The following is a 23,379-nucleotide window of genomic DNA, read 5'->3' as shown; positions in this document are numbered from 1 at the left end:
ATATGAGCTTTTTGCCGGACGATTTCCGCGCCTCCACCTCTGCACCTGCGCTGACAGCCGGTCGCCCGATGATCGTGGACAGTTTTGCTGGCGGCGGCGGTGCATCCACCGGCATTGAAATGGCTTTGGGCCGATCACCGGACATTGCCATCAACCACAACCCGGCGGCGCTGGCGCTGCATGCGGCCAACCATCCCGAAACGCTGCACCTGTCCGAAAATGTCTACCGGGTCGACCCGTTGGACCATATGCGGGGCAAGCACATCGGGCTCATGCATTTCAGTCCCGACTGCAAACATTTCTCCAAGGCAAAGGGCGGCAAACCGGTCGAGCGGAATATCCGCGATCTCGCCTGGATCATTCCCGGCTGGATCGAGCGCATCCAGAAAAGTGGCGGCAAGGTCGATGTCGTCACCATGGAAAATGTCGAGGAATGGAAGGATTGGGGGCCGCTGCTGCAAACCGAAAAGGGTCTGATGCCCGACCCTGAGCGGCGCGGCGAAACCTTTGCCGCCTGGAGCAAGGCCATCAAGAGGCTCGGCGGCAAGATGGAATTCCGTGAAATCCGGGCCTGCGACTTTGGCGCGCCGACGATCCGCAAGCGGTTGTTCCTGGTGATCCGGTTTGACGGCAAGCCGATTGTCTGGCCAGAGCCGACACACGGCGCACCTGGTGATCCCGATGTTCTCTCTGGCACGAAACTGCCATGGCGCACCGCCGCAGAATGCATTGACTGGTCGCTGCCATGCCCGTCGATTTTCGAGACGGCAGAGCAGATCTTTGCAAAGCACCGTCTGCGGGCCGTGCGGCCTTTGGCGGATGCGACCATGGCCCGTGTGGCGAGGGGCATGAAGCGCTATGTTCTCGATGCCGAGCGCCCGTTCCTTGTCAATCTGACCCATGGCGCACGCCTTGAGGATGTTGACGAGCCGTTCAAGACGATCACGGGCGCAAACCGTGGTGAAAAGGCGGTCGTTGCCCCGCATCTCGTGTCGGTCGCGCATGGCTATAGCGGTGGAAGGCGGGAATATCCGCTGGATGATCCAATGGGAACCGTCACCAGCGGCGGGATTTCCCACGCAATTGTCGCCCCGCATCTCGCCTCATACTACAGCCACACGGATGGCAGGTCGGAGCGTGTCGCCGATCTTTCTCAGCCGATTGCGACAATCCCCACTGAAAATCGGCATTCGCTGATCGCGCCGCATGTCATGACCATGCGCAACTCAGGCAAGCCTTTCAACGGGGCAGATGAACCGACCCATACGATAACCGCCGGTGGCGCTGGCCTTTCCGTTGTTGCCCCTGTCCTGACCCACGCACAACAGGGCGGCGCTGTCCGGCCTATCGACGCACCGCACCACACAATCTGTGCCAGTGCGAAAGATCAGAATGCCGTCATCATTCCGTCGCTGGTCGGTTGCGGTGGCCGGGCCGGTCAAAGCCGCCCGCGTAGCGGTGATGAGCCGATGGCGACCATAACCACCAAGGCCGATGCCTGTGTTGCTGCGGCATTTATCGCCCAGCACAATAACGACAGCCGCCGCGTGGGTGGCGTCAACCCGGGCAGGGCGGCGGAAGAGCCTCTTTCAACAGTGACGCAGACCGGTGCGCAGCAGGGCGCGGTTTCGGCCTTCATCGCCCGGCAGTTCGGAACATCGACTGGCCACGGCATTGATGAGCCTGCGGCGACGGTTATGGCGGATGGCGGTGGGAAATCGCAACTGGTGACGCCTTATCTCCAGTCATATTACGGAATGGGTGATGGCGCCCGCCATGATGACCCAATGCGCACCGTAACGGTCAAAGATCGCTTCGGCCATGTTGAGGCTGGTATTTCTGTGCCGCCGTTCACGGCCGATCAGGAAGACCGGGCGCGGCAGGTTGCGGCCTTTCTGCGGTCCTACAGCTTTTGGGATGATCGCGAATTCGTAACGCTTGATATCGGCGAACAGACCTATGTCGTCGTCGATATCGGCATTCGAATGCTGACCCCGCGCGAGCTTTACAATGCGCAGGGTTTCCCTCCCGATTACGTCATTGATGGCGGATGGTCCGTTCCCGAATCGGGTGGTGATCCCGTCTGGGTCAGCTTCCCGAAGAGCGTGCAGGTCTCATGCGTCGGCAACAGCGTTTCGCCACCGCCCTATGCTGCCATCGTTGCCGCAAATTGCCCGGAGCTGATGGTGTGGCGTGAGGCTGCCGAATGACCAGCCCCATCATCGACGATTTCGTCACCCGCGCCCGCGATGTCACCGTCTCGGAGGCCGCTGACCGGCTCGGGATCAGTGAAACCAAAGGCCGCACCGAATATCAGGGGCCGTGCCCGCGCTGCCATGATGGCACGGATCGGTTTTCCGTCAACCGCACCAAGAATGTCTTCAATTGCCGCACCTGCGGCGGCGGGCGCGATGGGATCGGTCTGGCGGCTGTCTGGCGCGATCTCGATCTGCGCAACCGGGCGGAATTTCTGATGGCCTGCGGTCACGCTTTAGGTGAGACGGTGCCAGCCGAGGGTGAGCAGGAAACGGAAGAACAGCGCCTGGCGCGCGAACAGCGAGCAGCTGATAGCCGCGCCAAGGCCGATAAGAAACGGGCCGAAAACGATGCAAAGGCCGATCAGCAGCGCCAGAAGGCCATCAACCTCGGGCGCAATCTCTGGCTCAATGCCCTGGATTGCCTTGCCGCTGGTCAGCGTGAGGCGGAAGGCTATGCGCTGATCCGCCGTTACCTGCGGTTTCGCACCGGCTTCTGGCCGCATGATGGCGTGTTCGAGCATATCCGTTTCCTGCCCCGCGCCACCTATTATGGTGTCGACGAATGGAAGCGGCCGATGTCGATCTATGTCGGCCCGGCACTGTCCATTCCCTTCGTCAATCTGGACTTTCGGATCACCGGCAGCCAACAGATCTGGATCAATCTCGCCAACAAGCCGAAATACCGCCCGGTGTTGCTCGATGCCGAGGGAAAACCGCTGTCATCGAAGAAAATGCACGGCGTCAAGAAAGGCTCGATCCTGCCGGTGTTCGGCAATCCGGAGGTCAAGCGCTGGGTAGTCGGCGAGGGGATTGAAAATCCCGCCGCCTGGGCCGGGCCGGAAGGCTGGCGCGAAGACACGTTCTACCTCGCCGCCGGCGACATCGGCAATCTCGCCGGTCCACGCGACCCGGCCTCGGATTTCAAACACCCGACGCTGACGACGGTCGACAAGATCGGCCGGTCGCGTCGTGTCAATGTGCAGGGTCCGGCGCCAAAGCCGGACCAGGCGCCGGACGATGCCATGCAGGTTCCCGCCCATGTGACCGAACTGCTGGTGCTGGCCGATGGCGATAGCGAACCGGTACAAACCGCCGCCTGCCTCGCCCGCATGGCCGCCCGCCTGGAGCGACCGGGGCTGGATATCCAGATCGTCTATCCGCCCGCCACAATGGATTTTTCAGAAGCCTTTGCCGCCGTGCGAGGGGAGGAATGATGATGAAGAACAATGGTATGTGGCTTTTCTTCGTGGCCTACTATGCAGGTTTAATTTCCTCAAACGTCAAGGCTTCCGCTTTTGGGCTTTTGCCGGGGCTGGTGATCTTTTTGGTTATTGCCCTTGGCGCTTGGCATGTCTTTCGCCATTTTCTTAACCGTGACTGGACCCGCAAGCCATGACAGAGCCGAAAAAACCGGATCTGCCGGAGGCCGTCCGCAAGATTCTGGAAGAAGCTGCGGCGCAGCGGCAGGCCTATGCCGGTCGCCCGGACCCTTTGCCTATTGATGAGCCGGAACCGGACGAAGAAGTCCTTGAGCTGTCCGGGCCGGAGATCCTCGAAGAATGCGCGGCTCTGCCCGAAACCGACATCGGCAATGCCAACCGGCTGCTGACCCGATATGGGCGGTATTTGCGCCATGTGACGCATGTCGGCTGGCATGGGTTCGACGGTCAACGCTGGATGGAAGATGCATCCGGCGCCGTGGTGCGCCGTTTTGCCCATCGCACTGCCGAGCTGATCGATGATGAGGCGATCCTGTTGGATTGCTCAACCAAGGAACAGGCGGCTATCGAGGCCGGGCGCGATGCCGCGAAAAAGTTGCAGGATATGGGCCGCCCGCCAACCGTGCGCGAGGCCGTCGACGATGATCGATTGGCGGAATTGAACGGCTTGATCGCCGATATGAAGGAAGCCGAACGGGAAAAGGTGATGATGGGCAACCCGAAAGCCGAATGGCCAGAGGAAGCCCATGTGCAGCATCAGAAAATCAAGGATCGGATCAAAACCGGTCAGCAGGCCGAGCGGGCGCGGCGCAAGATGGTGGATGCCACATCCTCCTGGACGCCAGAGCAATATGCCGAGTATGCCGAACTGGAAAAGATGGTCGACGCCATGGACGAGGTGGAAGAGGGGCGGCGTGGCCGCATGTCTTCCCGCCACAGCCACGCCAAGAGCGCGGCCGGGACATCCAAGATCGACAATATGCTGAAAGAGGCGGTGCCTTACTGCTCGCTGGATGTGAAGGATCTGAATACCGATCTCTACGCCATGAATTGCCAGAGCGGGACGCTGCGGTTCTATTGCCGGGTGGTGGAAGGCGTGCGGCGCTGGAAAATCCGGATGGACAAACATCGGCCGGAAGACCTGATCTCCAAGATGGCAGAGGTGGATTTCACGCCGGACGAGGATTGCCCGACATTTCGCAATTTTCTGAAACAGGTCATGCCGAATGTCGAGTATCGCAACTTTCTGCAACGCTATCTCGGCTATTGCCTGTTGGGAATGACCGGCGAGCAGTGCTTGCTGTTCTTCTATGGCGCTGGCCGCAACGGTAAATCGACCTTCGTGGATCTGATGGTGGATATTCTGGCTGATTATGCCGCGTCCATGTCGATCGATAGTTTCGCCGGCGAAAAGCGCCGCTCTGGCGCCGAGGCCACGCCCGATCTGGCTCGTCTGCCCGGCGTGCGCCTGGTGGCGGCCTCGGAGCCGGAAATGGGCGTGCAGCTCAAGGACGCGCTGATCAAATCCCTGACCGGTGGCGAACCACTCCCGGTGCGAAAGCTCAACCAGGACTTCTTCGAACTGATCCCGCAATTCAAAATCATCCTGTCCGGCAACCATAAGCCGATCATCAAGGACGATTCGGACGGCATATGGCGGCGCGTAAAGCTGGTGCCGTGGGAGATCCAGATCCCGGAAGAAGACGTAGACCGCGACCTGCCGCGCAAATTGCGCGAGGAACGCAACGGCATATTCGCCTGGATGGTGTCGGGGGCGATTGCCTATCTGGAGACAGGGCTTCAAGAGCCAGAGGGCATTAAGGACGCGACACGCGAGTATCGCGAGGAAAGCGACCCTATCGGCGCGTTCTTGCGCCATGCCTGCCATATTACAGGCGCCGACGCCGATCAGGAAACACCGCTCGACCTATACAATGCCTATCAGCGCTATGCGAAGCGCGAGGGGCTGTCTGAATTTCATCAGCCCACATTCACCCGCCGATTGCCGGATCAAACCCGCAAGAGTTGGAAGGGGCCAGATGGCGGCATGCATCAGTTCCGCCGTGGACGGTCGAATGGCACGGTCTACTACGGCATTCGCGTGAGGGATGAATTTAGGCCGGAAGCGCCTGGCGGCCATTATCCAGACCACGAACCCATGCCGGAGGGCTTCTGATGCCGTTGCGCGCCCGGACCCTTCGGTGGTACAAGGTGGACAGCGCGGCGTCTACCTGCCTTTTGCACCCTTCCGAGGGTCCGGGGTGGACAGCTAGGACAGATAAACCATTCTTACGGACAGATAGGTTTTTTTCTTCGGACAGGAAGAGCGCAACGTTTTCAAAATGTTATGAACGATGGACAGCTAGGACAGGTAATTACCGTCCTTTCGTGATGCGCGCTCGCGCGCATTTTTTCAGAACCGGATTGCCATGGATGATGCGTGTCATGAGAAATTGATGATGCGGTTTGTATTGCGCGCATCATTAAAGGTCGCAACTTATCTGTCCTAGCTGTCCATCTATTGTTTTTATTAGATTTTATCTGTCCATTTGTCGATTTTATCTGTCCGTTTTTTACCAGTTATCTGTCCTTGCTGTCCAAACTTTGCAAATAAGAGGTGAGAGAATGAAAAAAATTACGATTGAAGCCTTTCTGAATTGGGCTTTCACGAAAGAACTCTGCAAAGTCGGGTCTGGATCAAATGTCGGTCTGGCCTCAATTCCATCGTCTTGGGGGATGATCGGCTCATACGCGGCCTTGGGCACGATGATTGACCGCAGCCCGAACGGGTACGGCGTGATCCCCGATTTCATTGAGGATGGCTTGCCGCACGCGGACGCAGTGCGGGCAGGGGACGCGGTGCGGCAATTGGCTACTGTTGCCCAGGATATTCCAGAAGGCTGGAACCTCTTTCCCGAATGGCCGGATGACCATGGTCTGGTTGCCGCCGAAGTTGAGCGCGTGAGAGCTGAGGTGATGATCAAGGGCGATAGGCTGGCTGGCAGTCATGTGGCCGCGCTGGTCACCACATGCGCCATTCTCAACCGTGGCCCCGATTGGCAGGCATCGAAACCGCGCGAAACAATGATTGCCGACAAGGATGGCACGCCACGCTGGTTTTGCCAGCGAACATCGAAGGATGCCTTTGGTCGATCCTATACCATCGAAACGGACGGCTATAACCGCCGCGCCCGCAAGCCGCACCGTGGCGCCTACCACAAATACCAGCTTGCATCGTCCATCCGGGGTGCGATCCTCGACCGGATGGAATGGCAGCAATGGCAAGCCGCCCTCGCCATCCTCGCCGCCGATCTGCAAACTGATTTGCTAGCCCATGAAATTCTGCCCTTCGAGCCGGATCTTGAGCCTTGGGCGAGCGAAGAAAAAATGCAGGAATGTGCATAGTTCATTGAAAATACACCGAAATAATCGCAATTGCGGTCAATGGACGTCGGCCAAAGTTTGACATAGGTTGAACACACTGAAAAAGGTAAGAAAAACCCGCTGGCGGAAACGCTCGGCGGGTTTCGCATTTCCAGCCGATGGAGGCGACCATGAACCCCGCCGCTGTAATGGCGGCTTTCAGTGAGAGGCGATGATGTCTGGTGCCGTTCTGGGATAGCAGCTGCTTGGAGAACCAAACATCTATAAGCGGCCCAGCGGTCGCCTCGATCACTCTGGAGTTTTTGCTATGGCTGATCTGACCATCCGTTGGGGCGATGTCTCCGGTATGAACCGGTTGGAAAACGCCATGAAAAAGTTGGATGGCCCGCAAAAGCGGATCGTCTTGCAGCGTGCGGTCAATCATACCGGTGACAAAGCCCTGACACAGGTCAGTCGCACACTGGCAAAGCAGACCGGACTGCCATACGGCGTCATCAAGAAGGCGTTGAAGGTTCGAAAGGCGACGGGAACGGGTATCAGCCGGGAAACTGGCGAGATCGTCTCGTTTACCGATGCCTCGTTCAACTACACGATCACATCTCGGGGCGGCGATATCGCCCTGAAATACTTCAAGGCTCGGGAAACCAAGGCTGGCGTGACCGCTGCCCCGTTCGGTAAGCGCACGCTGTTCGCCGGCACATTCATGAAGGGCGGGCGTTTCCCTGGTCGGGTGAATGCGCCTTCCCTTCACGGTCACGTCTTCCGCCGGGCGGGAAAAGGTCGCAACCCTATCGAGCTTCAAAACTCTGGTGTGGTCATTCCGTCCGAGATGGTCTCAGGTGCAAGCGCCAAGGTCTTCACCGAGACCGTCGAGACTAACCTGCCGACGCGCGTCATGCATGAGATCGGGTATCTGATCCCTGGTTTCTTTGAATAAAAAAATGACGTAAAGGCACAAAATGTTGCATTTTGCATCGATTTCCACCCCGAGAGCCGGGCGTGGCAACCCTGCCACACCCCCCCCTTGGTCTAGGGACCGTACCCCAGCCCGACAGGCCCACGAACAGATTTGTGCCCGGGTTTCGGGCAGTCTCAGAGGTTTGAATGTTGGGTTAACGGGGTTGACGGGGTTAACGGGGGTGGTTGACGGGGTTGACGGCTGAAAGGTGATGGTGATCGATGTCGGATGTGATGTGGTCAATCACCGAAATTGCGGCGCGGGACAGTGTTTCGAAGGCTGCGATTTCCAAGGCGGTCAAGAAGATGTTGGAAGCCCAGCCGGAAACGCCGGTTGATCGTGGTCCGCAGGGGCAGGTCATGCGGGTGTCTTTGGCGCACTATGACCATTACCGGTCGCGGCATATCAACCCGGCCAAGGCCTCGGCGCCCATTCGGGGCGTTGGGTCCGAAGACAGGCCCGGTAATGCTGGGCCGCTTTTGCCGCAAAGTGAAAGCTTTGATGAGGCGCGGCGCCAGAAAGAATGGCTGGCTGTTGGCCGCGAGAAGCTACGGCGGCAGGAAGAATGCGGGCAGCTGGTGCGCAAAGACAGCGTGGATGCTGCGGTGCGCGGCATCGGGGCCGAATTGCAGGCGATTATCCGGCGGTTACCGAATCTGGCGGACGATCTCGCTTTGGCCGTCTCGAAAGAGGGCGTGCATGGTGTGCGGGTCTTGTTGCGGGAAATCGCTTTTGAGATCGGCAACGAGATGGCGGACAAGCTGGAGGCGATTGCCAGCGAAGCGCCGGCCGGTGATGCCTTGATCGAGGAAGAGGAAGCGTGACAGTTCATCCTGGTGCGCTGCGTGGTGTTGCGTCCACGTTGGCGACAGCTATCAGGCCAACGCCGCCCGTGCCCTTTGATCGTTGGCTGACCCAGAATGTCGTTTTGGTGGACGGGCCGAAAAAGGGTGAGCTTTGGTCAGCGGCGGATGCGCCATACCTGGTCGAGATGGCGCAATGTCTGAGCCAGGAGCATCCTTGCAATCTGGTTTCGTGTCGTAAATCGCAACAGACCGGGGTCTCGATCCTGGCGCTGGCTTGGATGTTGTACATTGCCGAGACCTGCCCGGATAACGCGCTGTACGGCGTGCCGGGCATCGATGCTCTGCAAGACATCAACTCCGGCAAGCTTCAGCCGCTGATCGACGCCTGGCAGAAGCGGACGGGCAAAGAGACGATCTATCCCTCGACCAGCCGTTCCGGGGTTGGATCAACCACGTATGAGAAGAAATTCGCCGGCGGTGCGATCTATCTGGCCAATGCCAACACGGTCATGGATCTGTCGGCGAAGACGGCGCGGTTCGGCGTCAAGGACGAGGTGTCCAAATGGAACATGCTGCCGAATGGCGCTGATCCGGAAAACCTGTTCTTTGGTCGCTTCACGGCGTTTCGCAGGCAGAAGACCTATAAGATTTTTGAGCTGTCCACGCCGGAACTGGACAGTGGCGATGCGCTGGGCGAGGGGCCTGGCCATTGCCGTATCGACCGTTCGTTCCGGCGTTCGGACCAGCGATTCTGGCATATCAAATGCCCGGAATGCGGTGTTGAGCAGGTCCAGGACGATCAGAACTTTCTGATCAACCGGGGCCAGCCGCATAAATCTGTGATGCGTTGCGTGAAATGCGGGCATCATATTTCGGAAATGGAGCGGGTATCTGCGGTGCGGGAAGGGCGGTATATTCCGTCTCTCTCCGGGCCGGATCGTCATCCTGGCTTTCATGTCGACGCCTTCATGTCGTTGATGATGTCCTACGAGGCGATTGCCGAGGACAAGATCAGCTACGAGGCAAAGGGTGAGGCCGGCGCGAAGGACTACCATAATCTGATCCTGGCCAAGCCATATCAGATGAAGGGCAACGCACCGGACCACAAGCGGCTGATGGAGCGGCGGGAAGACTACAAGCCCGGCGTCATCCCATCTGGCGGACTGCTGTTTGTGGCCGGTGCAGACGTCCAGGGCTACGGCATCTACTGCGAAGGCGTTGCCTTCGGAGAGGATCGGCAGAGCTGGAACGTCTTCGCCGAATTCTTTGAAGGCGCGACGGACAACCCGCAAGCGGGCGCCTGGCTGCTGTTTGAGGAATTCGTTTCGCAGGAATTTCCGGATGCGTTCGGGGTGCTTCGGAAGATCGATGCACTGGCCGTTGATGCTGGCTGGCGTACCAACCAGGTCATGGAATGGTGCCGCCGCCATCCGAATGCCTATGCCACGAAGGGCCAGCCAGGCCGGGGCCTACCGGCCATCGGCCTGCCGTCGCGCAAGACCGTTACCAAACGGGGCAAGCGCAAGCGGTTCGGTTCGGCGATGTCCTGGCCGGTCGGCACATGGTCATTGAAGGCAGAGTTTTACGGCAATTTGCACAAGATTGGTCTTGCGGCTGGAGAGGCGCAGGACCCATCCGGCTATTGCCATTTCCATAAGGAGCTTGGCGAGGAATATTTCCAGCAGATCACCGGGGAATATTTTCATCAGGCTTTGGTGAAGGGCAAGCTGCACGAAGAGTGGAAGAAGCGGCGGGAACATAACCACTTTCTCGATTGCAGAATCTACGCGATGGCCATGGCGGAACACCTTGGCCTTTCGAAGATGAGCGCAAGCGATTGGGCAAGACTGAGAACAATGCTGGAGCCGGAGATTGTGCCGGACCTGCTGTCTTCTGTCAGCCACAAGGTCTTGCATGAGGATCGGCCAGCGGAGCCGCAGAAAATACCGGTTACCGCGCCCGCGTCGTCGGTACCGGCGCAGGCCAGAGCAGACAAACCGACTGAAAACAGGTGGAAAAAGCGCAAATGACGGAAAAGCCACGGGTGAGGGTGAAGGCGGGCAGCGTGAGCGCGCCCGCAGTGCGCCCAACTGGTGCGCCCCGCAACGGGCGCGCTTCGTCCGCCTATATGCGCGATAGCCAGTCCGGTATCATTGCCTCTCGTCCGGCGTCTTTGCGGGAGCATCGTGACGAGGTTCGGCGCATCTGGTGGCGGGCGGCGGGCCTTGCCATGGACATGTTGCAGAATTCCGGCCGGTTGCGCGGGGCCGCTGACCAGATCCTGGCCGATACCATCGGTGTCGAGCTGCAATTGAACCCGAAGCCGGATCTAACACGGTTTGGCTATGACACGCTTGAAGCTATCGAGTGGACGCGGCTGGTCAAGGCCGAATGGAAGACATGGAGCTGGAACCCGCGTGAATGCGATTTCCGCGCCAAACTGACCATTGCCCAGATGACCGATGTCGGCGTGCGCAACTGGTTGGCCTTTGGCGAAAGCACTGGTGTGGTTTCATACCTGCCGCGTGCGCAGCGTCTTCCAGGCTGCCGTACCGGCACGAAAATGCTTATGCTGTCGCCGCAAAAGCTGGTGCAGGATACCAGCGAAATGAGTGGTCTCTATCAAGGCATCTACCACGATGCCTATGGTCGCCCGCAGGTTTATCGCTTCAAGGAATGCCGGGACGGTCTGACCTATACGGTGGACTATGCGGCGGCGGATGCGGATGGACGACAGCTTGTGATGCATGCCTTCGATCCGTTTTCGGCGGAAGATGTGCGTGGGATTTCCCCTCTGGTCCCGACCTTCCGGAAATATCTGATGGCCGAGAACACGGATGATGCCACGGCGCAGATCATGTTCATGCAGACCATCTATTCGGCGGTTCTGAAAAGCGACAAGCCCAGCGCTGAGGTGTTTGAAGCGCTTGAAAGCCTCAAAGACAGTCCTTTGGACGGGGCTAAGGACATGGCGCAGGACGTTGTCGATTACTTTCGAGCACAGATGGATCGTGCTGCCGAATCGGAAATCCGGATGGGCTCTGGGGCCGGTGTTTCGCATCTCGCTCCCGGCGAGGATTTTGAATTCAAGAACATCACGGCTCCAGGCCCCTACAATAAAGACTTTATGTCTTCATTGCATCGGGAGACAGCACGTGGGCTCGGGGTCAGCTATGGCGGTTACACGCTTGATTACACGGATGCCACCTATGCCTCGACGATGATGGAGAATTCGGCGCTTTGGCCGATTGCCCAGCGTCGGACCCAGAGGATTGCCGCACCGCATGTGCTTGTGCCGTACGGTAGTTGGCTGGATGAGGCGATCGAGGAGGGCCGTATTCCCTTCAAGGGCGGTCTTGAAGTTTACCGTGCGAACCGCGATGCGGCGCAGTGGGCGCTGTGCAACGGCCCGGCCAAGCCAACAGCCGACGATTTGAAGCGGGCCAAAGCCGCCAGCGAACGGATTGCCAACGGAACGGGCGATCTGACCGAGGAAATCAGCGAATTGGGCGGCGATGCCGAAGAGCGGTTTGAAAACCGCTTCTGGTGGCACACTCGCTACAAGGATGCTGGCATGCCGTCGCCATTCGAGCGTGGCTTGCCGAGCGATCCAGCAGGCAGCAATGAATCTGGCGCGAGCCAGGAACAGACGGCGGGTGCGTGATGGCGCTGGTGAAGATCAACGGTGTCGATGTCGATCAGGACGATCCTTGCGCGCTGTTTCAGGCGCTTTATTCGGTGAAATTGAGGGCTTTGGCGGGCGAGCATGTTAGCCAGATGTCGATCCAGTCACCTGTAACCCGCGACCAGGTGGTGTTTTCATCAGCCAATCTGTCAGCGCTCGACGCTGAACTGAACCGGCTTGCTGCCGCTTGCCAGGAAAAGACCACCGGACGGCGGCCTAGTCGCCGCTGGCGGCTTCGGTTTTAGAGGGAAAGTCATGAGTTTTCGCTATGGCCATATCGCGCAGCGGGTGTTCAACACACCGTTGCTCTACGATCCGCGCAAGGCCGAAGCTTTCTTGCAAGGCATGGGCAGCCGGATCGCTGGTGATACCATCGTCATCGCCAACCCGGCGGGCGCTGCGGATCATGTTGCTTTCGGCAATGGCCGTCCACTGGCGGGTAAGGTCGGAAACCAACTGGAGCGCGCCTATCAGCGCGCCAACTTGCTGCCGTTCGCCGTGATCGATAATGTAGCAATCATCCCGATTGAGGGCAGTCTCGTGCATAAGGGCGGATGGGTTGGCTCTAATTCTGGCGAGACCTCTTACCAGGGCTTGCAGGCGCAGATTTCGGCGGCGCGTAAAAATCCGAGTGTCAAAGGTGTGGTGTTCGAGGTCGATAGTTTCGGCGGCGAGGTGAATGGCGGTTTTGAAACAGCCGCCGCCATGCAGGCGCTTTCGCGGGAAAAGCCGACCCTGGCGATCCTGACCGATTTTGCCTATTCGGCGGGGTATCTGCTGGCATCGCAGGCGCGGGGCATCGTCATGCCGGAATTCGGCGGGGCCGGGTCCATTGGCGTGATCATCATGCATGCCGATTATTCGCAGGCCCTTGAACAGGATGGCATCAAGGTCACCATCATCCGCTCCGGCAAGAAAAAGGCGGATGGGAACCCTTACGAACCATTGTCCGCCGATGTTGCCGACCGCTGGCAGGCGCAGGCTGACCAGATGCGCGACAAATTCGCCGAAACCGTCGCCAAGGGCCGCAAGAACCGGATCACCAAGGCGAAGGCGCTGGCGTCTGAAGCCGATGTTTATGACGCAAAGCAGGCCCTTGCCATGGGTTTGGTGGATGCCATCGGCGATCCCATCGAGGCGTTCGACGCCTTCGTGAAGGAAGTTAACCGGAGTTGATCCCATGACCAGTTTGATTGCCACGATCCGGGGGATTGTTTCTCCGGGATCGCACCCCCTTGCCCTCGACGAGGGTGAACCGGACGCAAATGCGTCCTTATACGAAGCGCCTCTGACCCCTGAGGCATCAACCACTGGAGGTGACATGTCTGTAAATCAGACACTGCCCGGCGCGGCTTCCGCGACCGGAGCAACCGCCGCCGTCGCTGCCGCCGTTCAGGGTGGTGCCGATGGCGTACAGGCTGCCATGACCCGGATCAATGCGATCCTGTCGGCAGACGGCATCAAGGGGGACGGCACCCGCATGAGCGCCGCCCTCGAACTCGCCAGCACGGCCCCCGGCATGACAGCCGAACAGGTCGTGGCATTCGTGACGGGCAATGTTGCCGGTGCCAACACCGCCGCGCCTGCTGCGGCTTCGGCGCCAGCGCCCGCCGCCGCCGCACCGGCTGGTCAGCCAGCCATATCCTATGAGCAGCAGCGCCTTGCTGCCGCCAATCTTGCCATGCCCGGCGGCGGACAGCCAGCGGCCAAGGAAACCGTAGGTGCATCCTGGAAGGATGCCATTGCCAAGGCCGGCGTCGGCCGGAAGGGAGCATAACCCATGACCGTCCTGACCGAAAAACTCGGCCCCGGTTCCTGCATCATCCAGGAAGGCGACCACTTTTACAGCCGCGACGTTGTTGTCGTCGCGCCTGGCGTCGGCGTGACATATCCGGCCAATACCGTGCTGGGCAAAATCACCGCTTCCGGCAAGTACGCCATTTACAACCCCGCCAACAATGATGGCAGCCAGACGGTTGCCGCCATCCTCATCTACCCGGTGACCGGCGAGGACGAAGCGACGGTCCTGCGCCGTCATTGCCAAGTCAAGGCACCAATCTTGAACTGGTTCAGCGGCGCCACCGACAACCAGAAAACCGCTGGGATCACCGCACTTGCGGCTCTCGGCATCATCGCGCGATAAGGAGCAATACCATGGCATCCATGGACATTTTCAGGGACGATGCCTTCAGCATGGTGGAGCTTTCCGCTGCGGTGAAGGAAGTCGAGTACGTGCCTCAGTTGCTGGGATCGCTCGGCATTTTCGAGGAAAAGGGCGTATATGTGCGCAAGATCGCCGTCGAGAAAAAGGGCGATACTCTCAGCCTGATCCCGACTTCCCCAGATGGCGCCCCGCCGCGTCAGTCCACGCCAACAACGGGCAATATCCGTGATTTCCGGTCTGTCCGCCTGGCTGACGGTTTCACACTTTACGCTTCCGAAGTTGCGGGCTTCCGTGCGTTTGGCACGGAAAGCGAGCTGAAGGTAGTGCAGACCGAATATGCTGAACGCATGGCGGATGTACGGACCAATATGGATCTGACCCACGAATATCATCGCCTCGGCGCATTGCAGGGCAAGCTGCTCGATGCAAATGGCACGTCGATCATTTATGACTATTTCGATGAATTCGACATCGCCGAACCTGCTGCCATCGATCTCGCTCTTGGTGTCGAGACCACCGACGTTCGTGGCAAATGCCATGAACTGACCCGCAGCATGGCGCGTTCCGCCAAAGGAGCGTTCACGACTGCGACCAGCGTTCACGCTCTCGCAGGCGATGAATTCTATGACACTCTGGTGAACCACCCGAAGGTCATCCGGACTTATGAAAACTGGGCTGCTGCTGCCGATCTGCGGCAGAACATTGCGTTCCAGGCCTTCACCTTCGGTGGCGTCACCTGGCACAATTATCGCGGCACTGATGACAATTCGACGGTTGCCATTCCGACCGATGAAGCCAGCATCTTCCCGGTCGGTGCGAGCAATGTCTTCAAAAAGTTCGTCTCGCCTGCTGAAGAATTCATGCCCTTCGTCAACACCAAAGGCCAGGATGTCTACGCCATGAACATCTTGGATAAGGACCGCGAGGCCTGGGCGAAGGGGGAGCTTTATTCCTACCCCCTCTACATGTGTGTTCAGCCGCAGGTCCTGCGCCGCGCCACGCTGTAATCTTCCATCCGAGATCGGAAAGGCGGGGTGACCCGCCTTTTCAGTTCTTTGTTTGCCTGGAATTGGAAGGAAAAATCATGGTTTCCTATGCTGTGACGAATAATGGGTTTCGGTCGCAGGCTATCCGCGTTCGCGGCGGCCACTGCACCATCCGTCCCAACAGGACCGAGACGTTGACCCCTGATCCGGTGCTTGACGATGAAGACATTGAACGTTTGACCGCGCTCGATCTTGTCTTCGAGCAGGTGCTATCTGCTGAAGAGCTGGCCGAGGAAGCTGCTGCCAAGGCGAAGGCCGATGACGAGGCCGCCGCGAAGGCCAAGGCTGAACAGGATGCTGCGGACGCCGCCGCTGCCAAGGTGAAAGCCGAGGAAGAAGCTGCCGCCAAGGCCAAAGCAGAGCAGGACGCAGCCGATAAGAAGGCTGCCGAGGAAGCCGCTGCCAAGGCAAAGGCCGATGAAGAGGCTGCGGCCAAGGCCAAGGCAGAACAGGACGCTGCGGACAAGAAGGCCGCTGATGAAGCTGCTGCGAAGAAGGCGGCTGATGAGGCCAAGCAGCTCGATTTGTCCGGCCAGAGCAAGGCTTGATCCATGGATATCGCTGCTGCCCGTGCTGCCTTGCCATCGATGACGCGGGCTCTGCTTGGTGAGCCCGCGACCATCACGCCGATGACGATCAGCAAAATGAAGTCGGGGCGCGACCTGTCGCGCGATTTGCAGACCGGCGTCATGGCGCGGTTCGATTCTGTGCCTGACGATACGGCATTGGGTGGCGGTGATGTGGTGCGCACCCGCGCCACCGTGGGTGCGGCAACCAAGACGGTCAGCTTTGACCGGGCAGCACTTGCCTGGTTGCCCAAACAGGGTGACCAGATCTCGCGGGCCAACGGCGATGTCTTCGAAGTCGTGCGACCTGGCGAGGATGCTGGCGCCGGCGTGATTTTCTGGCTGTCGGAGGTCTAATCATGGGTGTTGTTCGCCAGCTGATCCAGATTGCCGCGACGGAAGCGCTTCTTTGGCGGACCATTGCCGAGGATCGCGTCAAGGACAGTTTGATCATGGCGTTGCCATTAATCATGGATGATGACCCGAAGCCAATCATCGCCGTTTCTGTCGAGGACAGCCTCAGCCCATCAACTGGCGACGGCCTGTTTCGCACCGATGTCAGCATGACATTGCAGTTGCAGATGGCCGTGGCAAAATCTGTTTCGGTCGCGGTGGAAGATGAAAACGGCGGTCCGGGCAGCATGTCCATGCTGGAAATCGGCACCACGGATGCGGCGCTGGAAGCAAGTTTGAACCTGATGGACCGGCAATGGCGGCTGGCTTTGTCGGACCCGGCAAATGAATGGTCCCAGATCCTGCTTGGCCTCATCGGCGGTTTCGGGAGGATCAGCGATGTTCGCATGGTCGATCCGGAAAGCGGACGAAAGCATGCGGCCCGGATCATTGAAGTCACGCTCGACCCGATAGCCGAGCCATCCCTGGGGCAGGATGTACCAGAGGTGATTGCGACCGGGTTGGCGAAAATGACCGCAACGGACGATTATGCCGATCTGGCGCGGATCTTCTCGGCCTCGCTGGCTGGTGGCGCCAGTCTCGCCAAATGGGAAGAGGTGCAGGCGATGCTGGGCGTGACCAAGCCGGTTCCCGCCCTGATCGGGGTTGGCACGCCGGATGATGGCATTGAAGTTCTCATCAGCGACGTGTCGCTGAACATTGCCGGGGAAATCGAGGTTCCGGGCGCATGAGCGACCAGGTGCTTGTCAACATCATCCTTGAGCTGAAGGCCGAGGTTGCGGGCCTGCGCCGTGCGGTGCAGGGCATGCAGCGGGTCGGCACGGTTCACGCTGTTGATGGCGATACTCGCCGTCTGCGGATGAAACTGGCGGGCGATGCTGGAAACGAATTCCTGACGCCATGGCGGCCATGGTCGGAAGTGGCGGGCGCTGAAAAGAGCTGGCGGCCACCATCCAAGGGTCAGCAAATGATACTGCTGTCGCCATTTGGCGATATGCGGCAGGGCGTGGCGGTACCATTGACGTTTTCGGATGCCAATGGCGCGCCGTCTTCGGCGCTCGATGCCCGCATTCTGTCATCGTTCGGTTCCGGCCTGATCGGGTTTTCCGACAATGGCGGGGTGACAGAGCTGCATGGAGACCGGGTCAATCTGGCCGGCACAAACGGCGAGCGGGTGGCACGGCTGGGTGACCGGGTGCGCGTATCCAGCGGTTCGTCTGCCGGTCTGTGGCCTATTGTCGAGGCATCGGAAAAGGTTTTTGCCGAATGAGCACGCAATACGGCATGGACCCGGAGACTGGAAAGTGGGTTTCCGGCTGGGATAGCGTGGTGGTTGCCATCGGCAAGCTGCTGACCACCCGATATTTCGAGCGGGTGTTGCGCGAATATGTCGGATCGCCCGTGCCAACCATTCTTGGCCAGACGGCCAACGTGCAGACGATCCTGAAATTCCGCTGGGCCTTGGTGCTGGCGATCGAGCTGTTCGAGCCGCGCTTCAAACCGACCAAAGTCACCATGGACGCGCTGGATCGCAAGGGAAACTCGACCTGGACCATTCGCGGCACCTATCGGCCACGGGCGCATCTTGGCGACCTGACCGAAGCCGGTGAAGTTTCGCTTTCATTCGGTTCTGACGGAACCTCAACCATCATCGCAGGGTAAATCATGGTCGATCTGACGACACTGCCGACCCCGCAGATGCTGCAAAGCATCGATGCGGAGGCGATGATTACCACCATGGCGACCGCCTTTGTTGCATGGGCGCAAGACAATTACGGTGTGGATGTGACCGGCATTGTCTCGCTGGAAGGTGAGCCGATTGCCGTGCAGATCGAGTTTCAGGCCTATCAGCGGGCGGCGCTCTATGCGTCTTTCAACGATGTGCTGAAATCCAATCTGCTGGCGTTTTCCGCCGGGGCCGATCTTGATGCGCTTGCCGCCGACCATGGAGTGACCCGCTTGACGGGCGAGACAGATGCGCAGTTGCGGTCTCGGATCGTGCTGGCCGATCAGGGTTCTTCCACGGCAGGGTCGGAAGAATGGTACGCCTATCAGGCGCGGTCCGTTTCGTCCGAAGTGGATGCTGTTGCGGTTTACCGGACGGGCAGCGGCCCGGAAATTGAGGTTGCCATTCTGTCGACTGCGGAGGGTGGCGTGCCATCTTCGGCGCTGCTAGCGCAGGTCTCGGCGAAAGTCACCTCCAACGCGGTGCGGTGCGTGAATGATATCGTGTCTGTGGTGTCCGGCACCAAGACCACTGTTGATGTCGTGGTGGATGTCTGGCTGTTGCCGGATACGCCGGTTGCCGTGTTCGATGGTCTGGAAGCCGTGTTGCGGGCTGCGCTCGATAGCGAGGGAGGCTTCGGCTTCGACATAAACCGGGCCTGGCTGATTGCCAAACTGATGGTATCAGGTGTGTCCAAGGTGTCGATCACCGCGCCCGCCGCCGATGTGGTAGTGGACAGCAATTCGGCGGCGACATTTGGCACGATCACCCTTGCCTATAAGGGCCGCTCGAAATGACGGCGGTGATTGTTCCCAGCAATTCGACGGTGCTGGAAGAGGCGCTGGCGGTTGCCACCGATCCTTACGACGCCACGCTTGACGATATCGAGGCAGTGCGCGGGTTTCGCTACCAGCGACCGCTGAATGCCACTGTGGCGCCCTATCTGGTGCAGGAATATGGGCTTGGGCCAATCGCTGACTTCTTTGCGACGGTCGAAGATCTGATTGATGCCGGCCGGGCGTGGCAGAGAATTCGCGGCACGCCGAAAGCCGTTCTCGATGCGCTGCGCTGGATTGCCTATTATGGCGCGCGGCTTGAAGACCAGGTGAAGGGTCGCCGCCGCTGGCATCTTTATCAGATCGCCATGGGTGAATTGCCCGGCGATGACGAGGTGCAGCGGCTGTATAATGCCTGGTATCTTGCCGATCTGTCGGACCCGGCGCGGTCGGAATTCTACCGCGGCTATTTTGGTTATGATGTTCGGGGCCTTGCCTGGAGCCGCCAACGCTGGGGCGAGGCGCTGTGGGGAGATTCATCGGGCACGCGGATCGATGGCAACCCGGTCAAATGGAGCCATGGCCGCAGCCATTCTGTTGCCATCGAAGATACGTTCTACGAATGGGAATTGTTCGGCTGGAACGATCTGCTTTCGGCTTTTGGCGATGGGGGATGGCCCGGCATTGCGTGGTCGCAGGCGACAATTCCGTGGTCGGCTGCCGGATCGTCGACGACCATGAAGGCATGGCTGTTGTTACAGCAGACCGCCTTTATCGCATTTTATACCGCTGGTGGGGATGTGATCGGCTATGCCCGGGTGATCATGGCGGCGGAAAACCAGACGGATGCGGACGATGACCTGGTGACCGTCGCCTATAAAGTCCGGACCCGATTCGGAAATGGGGCCGGGAAGACCGTGGCGAAGATCAGCATCATCTACGGGCTGGAACTGGCCGATGGCGTCAAACCTTACAAGCCCTGGCTGGAGCCGTCCGATGTGATTGCCGGGTCTGGCGTCGAGGTTGGGAAAACCAATTTCGCGCTGACATTTTTCAGGACGGTGCGCGAGTTGATGACTGTGACGTTGACCATCAATCCGATCCAGATCGTGCCGGTGCATTACGCAAACCCTGCTCTGAGCCTCGGCTAATAGGATTTATCCATGACAACCAATGTTTTCGATACCGGGACGTACCCGGATCTTGCCAATGTGCATGACCGGTCGACGGATCGACCGGGCATTGACCGCGTCTATTTCGGTGAAGGTGATTTTGCGCAGGCTGCCGATATCAATGAGGCGTTTTCCATCGAGGAAAAGAAGCGCAGCGCGATTGGCGATCTGGTGGCCTCCGATGGAGACCGGCTGTCCGGCGCCGATATTGTCGTCGATGTGGATGCTGGAACGGTGTTGATCACGCAGGGCTCGATCTATCTGAAGGGTGCGCCGCGCAGCGTTGACGCCCGGACGTTGACGGGTGTTGCGATGACCGGCGATGTTTCCTTGGGTGTGCGGGTTGTGACTTTGCCCCTGACTGCGGCGGATGACAGTATTTTCTACGGTCTGGTTTCCGGCACGGAAGGCTATGGCGAAGAAGGTGCCGTGCGCACCAATATGGCGATCACCTGGGCGACAGCGACGGATGGCGGCGAGGGCGATTTCTACAGCTATGCTATGTTGCGCGACGGTGCGGTGATTTCGCAGGATGCCCCGCCTACGCTGACCGGTGTGCAAAAGCAGATCGGCACCTATGATTATGATGCCCATGGCAATTATGTGGTGCGGGGCTGTGTCGTCACGGCGCTTGGCAAGACAGGAGCCGCGCAGGTGTTTTCCGTGGGCGCTGGTGTCTGCAACGTGCAGGGGACGAAAGTCACTCGTGGCAGCGACAACCGCCTGACCGTGGCAGAAGAGCCTGATGTGGCATCGGTCAGCCTGGAAGGCCATACCTTTGCCAGCGGCGGCACGGGCACGGTCACCATTACCGTTCGCCGCCCGCCGATTGCGGCTATCGAGGATATCGTGATCACCCGGGAAAAAACCGTTTCGCTGACCAAAGGCGTTGGCGGTTCTTCCGATGCACTGCCCGATACCGGCGTGGTCAGCATCATCAGTGTGGTGCAGCTCTCGACCACCTATGTGGTGGACACTGATTACATCCGATCCGGTGATAGCGTAAACTGGTCTCCCGCTGGCGCCGAGCCTGCAACCGGGTCCAGCTATCAGGTGACCTATCGCTATTATGACAATGTCGTGCCTGACAGCTTCACCTCGACCACCATTGTGGTTTCTGGCGGGGTCGATGGGACCGATATGTTCCTGGAATATTCCTACAATCTGCCGCGCTATGACCGCATCCTGATTTCGTCCGATGGCTCTCTATCCTATCTCAAGGGTATCTCCTCGGTTGCCAATCCGCATGCGCCCTCCGAGCCGGAGGATGCCTTGTCGCTCTGCACGGTGCAGAATGATTGGTATGGCACGCCTGTTATCAACAACGATGCAACCCGGGCTATCGGATACAAGCGGCTGAACTATCTTCAGGACAGGCTTTCCGAGGTGATCGACCTTGTGCTGATCGAGCGGCTGAAATCCGACGCCAACGCCCGTTCTGCCGGGCCGACGCTGGGGGTGTTTACCGATCCTCTGTGGGATGACAGCTACCGGGATTTCGGGGTTGCCCAGACGGCGGCAGTGTTTGACGGATCGATGCAAGTGGCAATCGACGCCGATGTGCGATCCGTTCGGCTGGCCGATTGGGGGCTGCTAGATTACAGCGAGGAAGTGATCGTTTCGCAGGAGCTTTATACGGCTTGCGAAAAGATCAATCCCTATCAGAATTTCAACCCGGTCCCGTTCGAAATCACCATTGACCCGTCGACGGACTATTGGACCGAAACCCAGACGGTTTCGCTTTCGGCGATCACACGGGTGTTCGGCTCCGGCAACGAAAGCCGTGTCCGCTCGTCTACGGTATCATCCACCACGACCAGCACGGTGATTGCCTATCTGCGCCAGATCGACATTGGTTTCGAAATAACCGGCATGGGCGGCGGCGAGAATGTATCGGGACTGACCTTCGATGGGCTGGATGTGAACCCGGGCGGGATCATCGCCGATGTGAATGGCAAGGCTACCGGCACGTTCCAGATTCCTGCCAATGTCTCGGCTGGCACCAAGAAAATCGAGGCGGTTGGTGGGGCAGGGCTTTCTGCATCTGCGACCTTCCGGGGTGAAGGCCGGTTGGAAACGACGACGACGCAAACCACCACCGTCATCGAGCGTTTTTCGACCGTGACCGTGACCCGTGAGCATGAAAGTGGCGGCCATAACAGTTCCGACCCGCAGGCGCAGAGCTACGCCTTGACCGAGGGGCGTTATATCACATCGCTGGATGTGAAATTCTGCGCCATCGGCACGCGCTCCAAGCCTGTTGATGTCGATTTCGTGGAAATGGAAAACGGCTTTCCGACCAATTCGGTGTTTGCCAACAAGCGGATCGATATGAACTCGGTTGCCACCGGGGGCTGGACGAAAGCGGCGCTGGATTGCCCGGTTTACAATCCTGCCGATACCTATCTGGCCTTCAAGCTGCGTACGGACGATGCCAGCCATTCCATCGGGATCGCCACGCTCGGCGATTTCGATTCGGGCGCGCAGGCGTGGGTGACATCGCAGCCCTATACGATTGGCGACCGGTTTTCCGGGTCGAACAACGAAAGCTGGCTGCTGCATCCGTCCAGCGACATCAGTTTCAAGATGCGGGCCGCTGTGTTTTCGCCGATCACCAAAAGCATTGCCATCGGTGATTTCGTCGTGGCTGACGTGTCCGACATTCTGATCCGCTCCGATGTCATCCTACCAGAAAGCAGTTGTTCCGTGGTGTTTCAGGTCAAGGTGCCAAAGGTAACCAGCGGCGTCACGACCTATACGACCTACACGGTCTCCGTCGATCAGACCTTGGAGCTGGACTATTTTGCCACGGGAACCGTGACCGTCACGGCGGTGCTATCAGGCACGTCGAAGGTTTCGCCGCTGCTGAACAAGGATGTCACGGTCATTTTCGGAACCATGCGGGCAATGGGCGACTATGTCGGTCGCAGCTTCACCATGGGATCGGGCGTCGAGCTGAACGTGGTGTTTTCCGGTCTCTTGCCAAATGGGTCGACGGTGGCTGTGTCGGCCGATGCGAACGACGGCACATTTGCACCTGCCTCTTTGTCGAAGGCCGAGGCCCTGGACGATGGCTGGGTAGAATACACCTACAAGATCGCCAGCCATGCCGCTCCGGATGGCGGGCGGCTTAAACTGGTGCTGACCGGCACGCCGGCGGCCCGCCCTGCCATTGCCGACCTGCGCGCCTGGACGTTTTGAGGG

22 protein-coding genes are annotated in these 23,379 nt (G+C 59.2%); all 22 read left to right on the top strand.

The window, feature by feature from the left end:
- The first annotated feature begins 2 nt into the window (after positions 1-2).
- The 22 genes from G6L01_RS07355 to G6L01_RS07250 all read left to right on the top strand — a co-directional run bounded on the left by G6L01_RS07355 (position 3) and on the right by G6L01_RS07250 (position 23,376).
- A complete protein-coding gene (locus tag G6L01_RS07355; protein ID WP_174089237.1) occupies positions 3-2,210 on the top strand; it encodes a DNA cytosine methyltransferase in 2,208 nt (735 codons plus the stop codon).
- On the top strand, positions 2,207-3,472 hold the full coding sequence (locus G6L01_RS07350; protein WP_156584058.1) for a hypothetical protein: 1,266 nt from the start codon (positions 2,207-2,209) through the stop codon (positions 3,470-3,472). The genes G6L01_RS07355 and G6L01_RS07350 overlap by 4 nt, the downstream gene beginning before the upstream one ends.
- On the top strand, positions 3,469-3,654 hold the full coding sequence (locus tag G6L01_RS07345; protein ID WP_345799425.1) for a hypothetical protein: 186 nt from the start codon (positions 3,469-3,471) through the stop codon (positions 3,652-3,654). The genes G6L01_RS07350 and G6L01_RS07345 overlap by 4 nt, the downstream gene beginning before the upstream one ends.
- On the top strand, positions 3,651-5,654 hold the full coding sequence (locus G6L01_RS07340; protein WP_070164805.1) for a phage/plasmid primase, P4 family: 2,004 nt from the start codon (positions 3,651-3,653) through the stop codon (positions 5,652-5,654). Before G6L01_RS07345 ends, G6L01_RS07340 begins: the two co-directional genes overlap by 4 nt.
- A 449-nt stretch (positions 5,655-6,103) precedes the next feature.
- Positions 6,104-6,883, top strand: coding sequence for a hypothetical protein (locus G6L01_RS07335; RefSeq protein ID WP_070164804.1), 780 nt, complete (start codon positions 6,104-6,106; stop codon positions 6,881-6,883).
- A gap of 286 nt (positions 6,884-7,169) precedes the next feature.
- Positions 7,170-7,799 carry a phage tail protein gene (locus G6L01_RS07330; RefSeq protein ID WP_070164802.1) on the top strand — a complete coding sequence of 210 codons (630 nt, stop codon included), beginning with the start codon at positions 7,170-7,172 and terminating at the stop codon, positions 7,797-7,799.
- A 242-nt stretch (positions 7,800-8,041) separates the two neighbouring features.
- A complete protein-coding gene (locus G6L01_RS07325) occupies positions 8,042-8,644 on the top strand; it encodes a hypothetical protein (RefSeq protein WP_070164801.1) in 603 nt (200 codons plus the stop codon).
- Positions 8,641-10,656: a terminase gpA endonuclease subunit gene (locus tag G6L01_RS07320; protein WP_070164800.1), complete on the top strand. Its 2,016-nt coding sequence runs from the start codon at positions 8,641-8,643 to the stop codon at positions 10,654-10,656. Before G6L01_RS07325 ends, G6L01_RS07320 begins: the two co-directional genes overlap by 4 nt.
- Positions 10,653-12,290, top strand: a complete 1,638-nt coding sequence (locus tag G6L01_RS07315; RefSeq protein WP_070164799.1) for a phage portal protein — start codon at positions 10,653-10,655, stop codon at positions 12,288-12,290. The genes G6L01_RS07320 and G6L01_RS07315 overlap by 4 nt, the downstream gene beginning before the upstream one ends.
- On the top strand, positions 12,290-12,556 hold the full coding sequence (locus G6L01_RS07310) for a hypothetical protein (protein ID WP_070150693.1): 267 nt from the start codon (positions 12,290-12,292) through the stop codon (positions 12,554-12,556). The genes G6L01_RS07315 and G6L01_RS07310 overlap by 1 nt, the downstream gene beginning before the upstream one ends.
- Positions 12,557-12,566: 10 nt before the next feature.
- Positions 12,567-13,487: a S49 family peptidase gene (locus G6L01_RS07305; RefSeq protein ID WP_070164798.1), complete on the top strand. Its 921-nt coding sequence runs from the start codon at positions 12,567-12,569 to the stop codon at positions 13,485-13,487.
- Between the two features lie 145 nt (positions 13,488-13,632).
- A complete protein-coding gene (locus G6L01_RS07300) occupies positions 13,633-14,088 on the top strand; it encodes a hypothetical protein (RefSeq protein WP_070164797.1) in 456 nt (151 codons plus the stop codon).
- A gap of 3 nt (positions 14,089-14,091) precedes the next feature.
- Positions 14,092-14,454 (top strand): head decoration protein, encoded by a 363-nt coding sequence (locus G6L01_RS07295; protein ID WP_070164796.1) that lies wholly within the window; start codon positions 14,092-14,094, stop codon positions 14,452-14,454.
- Between the two features lie 11 nt (positions 14,455-14,465).
- The gene (locus G6L01_RS07290; protein WP_070164795.1) at positions 14,466-15,482 is read left to right on the top strand and encodes a major capsid protein; all 1,017 of its coding nucleotides are present in this window, start codon (positions 14,466-14,468) and stop codon (positions 15,480-15,482) included.
- A gap of 77 nt (positions 15,483-15,559) precedes the next feature.
- Positions 15,560-16,069, top strand: coding sequence for a hypothetical protein (locus G6L01_RS07285; protein WP_070164794.1), 510 nt, complete (start codon positions 15,560-15,562; stop codon positions 16,067-16,069).
- A gap of 3 nt (positions 16,070-16,072) precedes the next feature.
- Entirely contained in the window at positions 16,073-16,444 is a 372-nt protein-coding gene (locus tag G6L01_RS07280; RefSeq protein WP_070164793.1) for a hypothetical protein, read from the top strand.
- A 2-nt stretch (positions 16,445-16,446) separates the two neighbouring features.
- Positions 16,447-17,232 carry a hypothetical protein gene (locus G6L01_RS07275; protein ID WP_070164792.1) on the top strand — a complete coding sequence of 262 codons (786 nt, stop codon included), beginning with the start codon at positions 16,447-16,449 and terminating at the stop codon, positions 17,230-17,232.
- The gene (locus tag G6L01_RS07270; RefSeq protein ID WP_070150701.1) at positions 17,229-17,771 is read left to right on the top strand and encodes a phage baseplate assembly protein V; all 543 of its coding nucleotides are present in this window, start codon (positions 17,229-17,231) and stop codon (positions 17,769-17,771) included. The genes G6L01_RS07275 and G6L01_RS07270 overlap by 4 nt, the downstream gene beginning before the upstream one ends.
- Complete coding sequence (locus G6L01_RS07265) at positions 17,768-18,163, top strand: GPW/gp25 family protein (RefSeq protein ID WP_070150702.1); 396 nt, start codon at positions 17,768-17,770, stop codon at positions 18,161-18,163. Before G6L01_RS07270 ends, G6L01_RS07265 begins: the two co-directional genes overlap by 4 nt.
- A gap of 3 nt (positions 18,164-18,166) precedes the next feature.
- On the top strand, positions 18,167-19,024 hold the full coding sequence (locus G6L01_RS07260; protein ID WP_081344049.1) for a baseplate J/gp47 family protein: 858 nt from the start codon (positions 18,167-18,169) through the stop codon (positions 19,022-19,024).
- Positions 19,021-20,154, top strand: coding sequence for a phage tail protein (locus G6L01_RS07255; protein WP_070164790.1), 1,134 nt, complete (start codon positions 19,021-19,023; stop codon positions 20,152-20,154). Before G6L01_RS07260 ends, G6L01_RS07255 begins: the two co-directional genes overlap by 4 nt.
- 12 nt (positions 20,155-20,166) lie before the next feature.
- Positions 20,167-23,376: a DUF4815 domain-containing protein gene (locus tag G6L01_RS07250; protein ID WP_070164789.1), complete on the top strand. Its 3,210-nt coding sequence runs from the start codon at positions 20,167-20,169 to the stop codon at positions 23,374-23,376.
- The last annotated feature ends 3 nt before the right edge of the window (positions 23,377-23,379 follow it).

The sequence above is a fragment of the Agrobacterium vitis genome (assembly GCF_013337045.2).
GTDB classification, from domain to species: domain Bacteria; phylum Pseudomonadota; class Alphaproteobacteria; order Rhizobiales; family Rhizobiaceae; genus Allorhizobium; species Allorhizobium vitis_B.
This window is presented reverse-complemented; position numbering and strand designations above follow the sequence as displayed.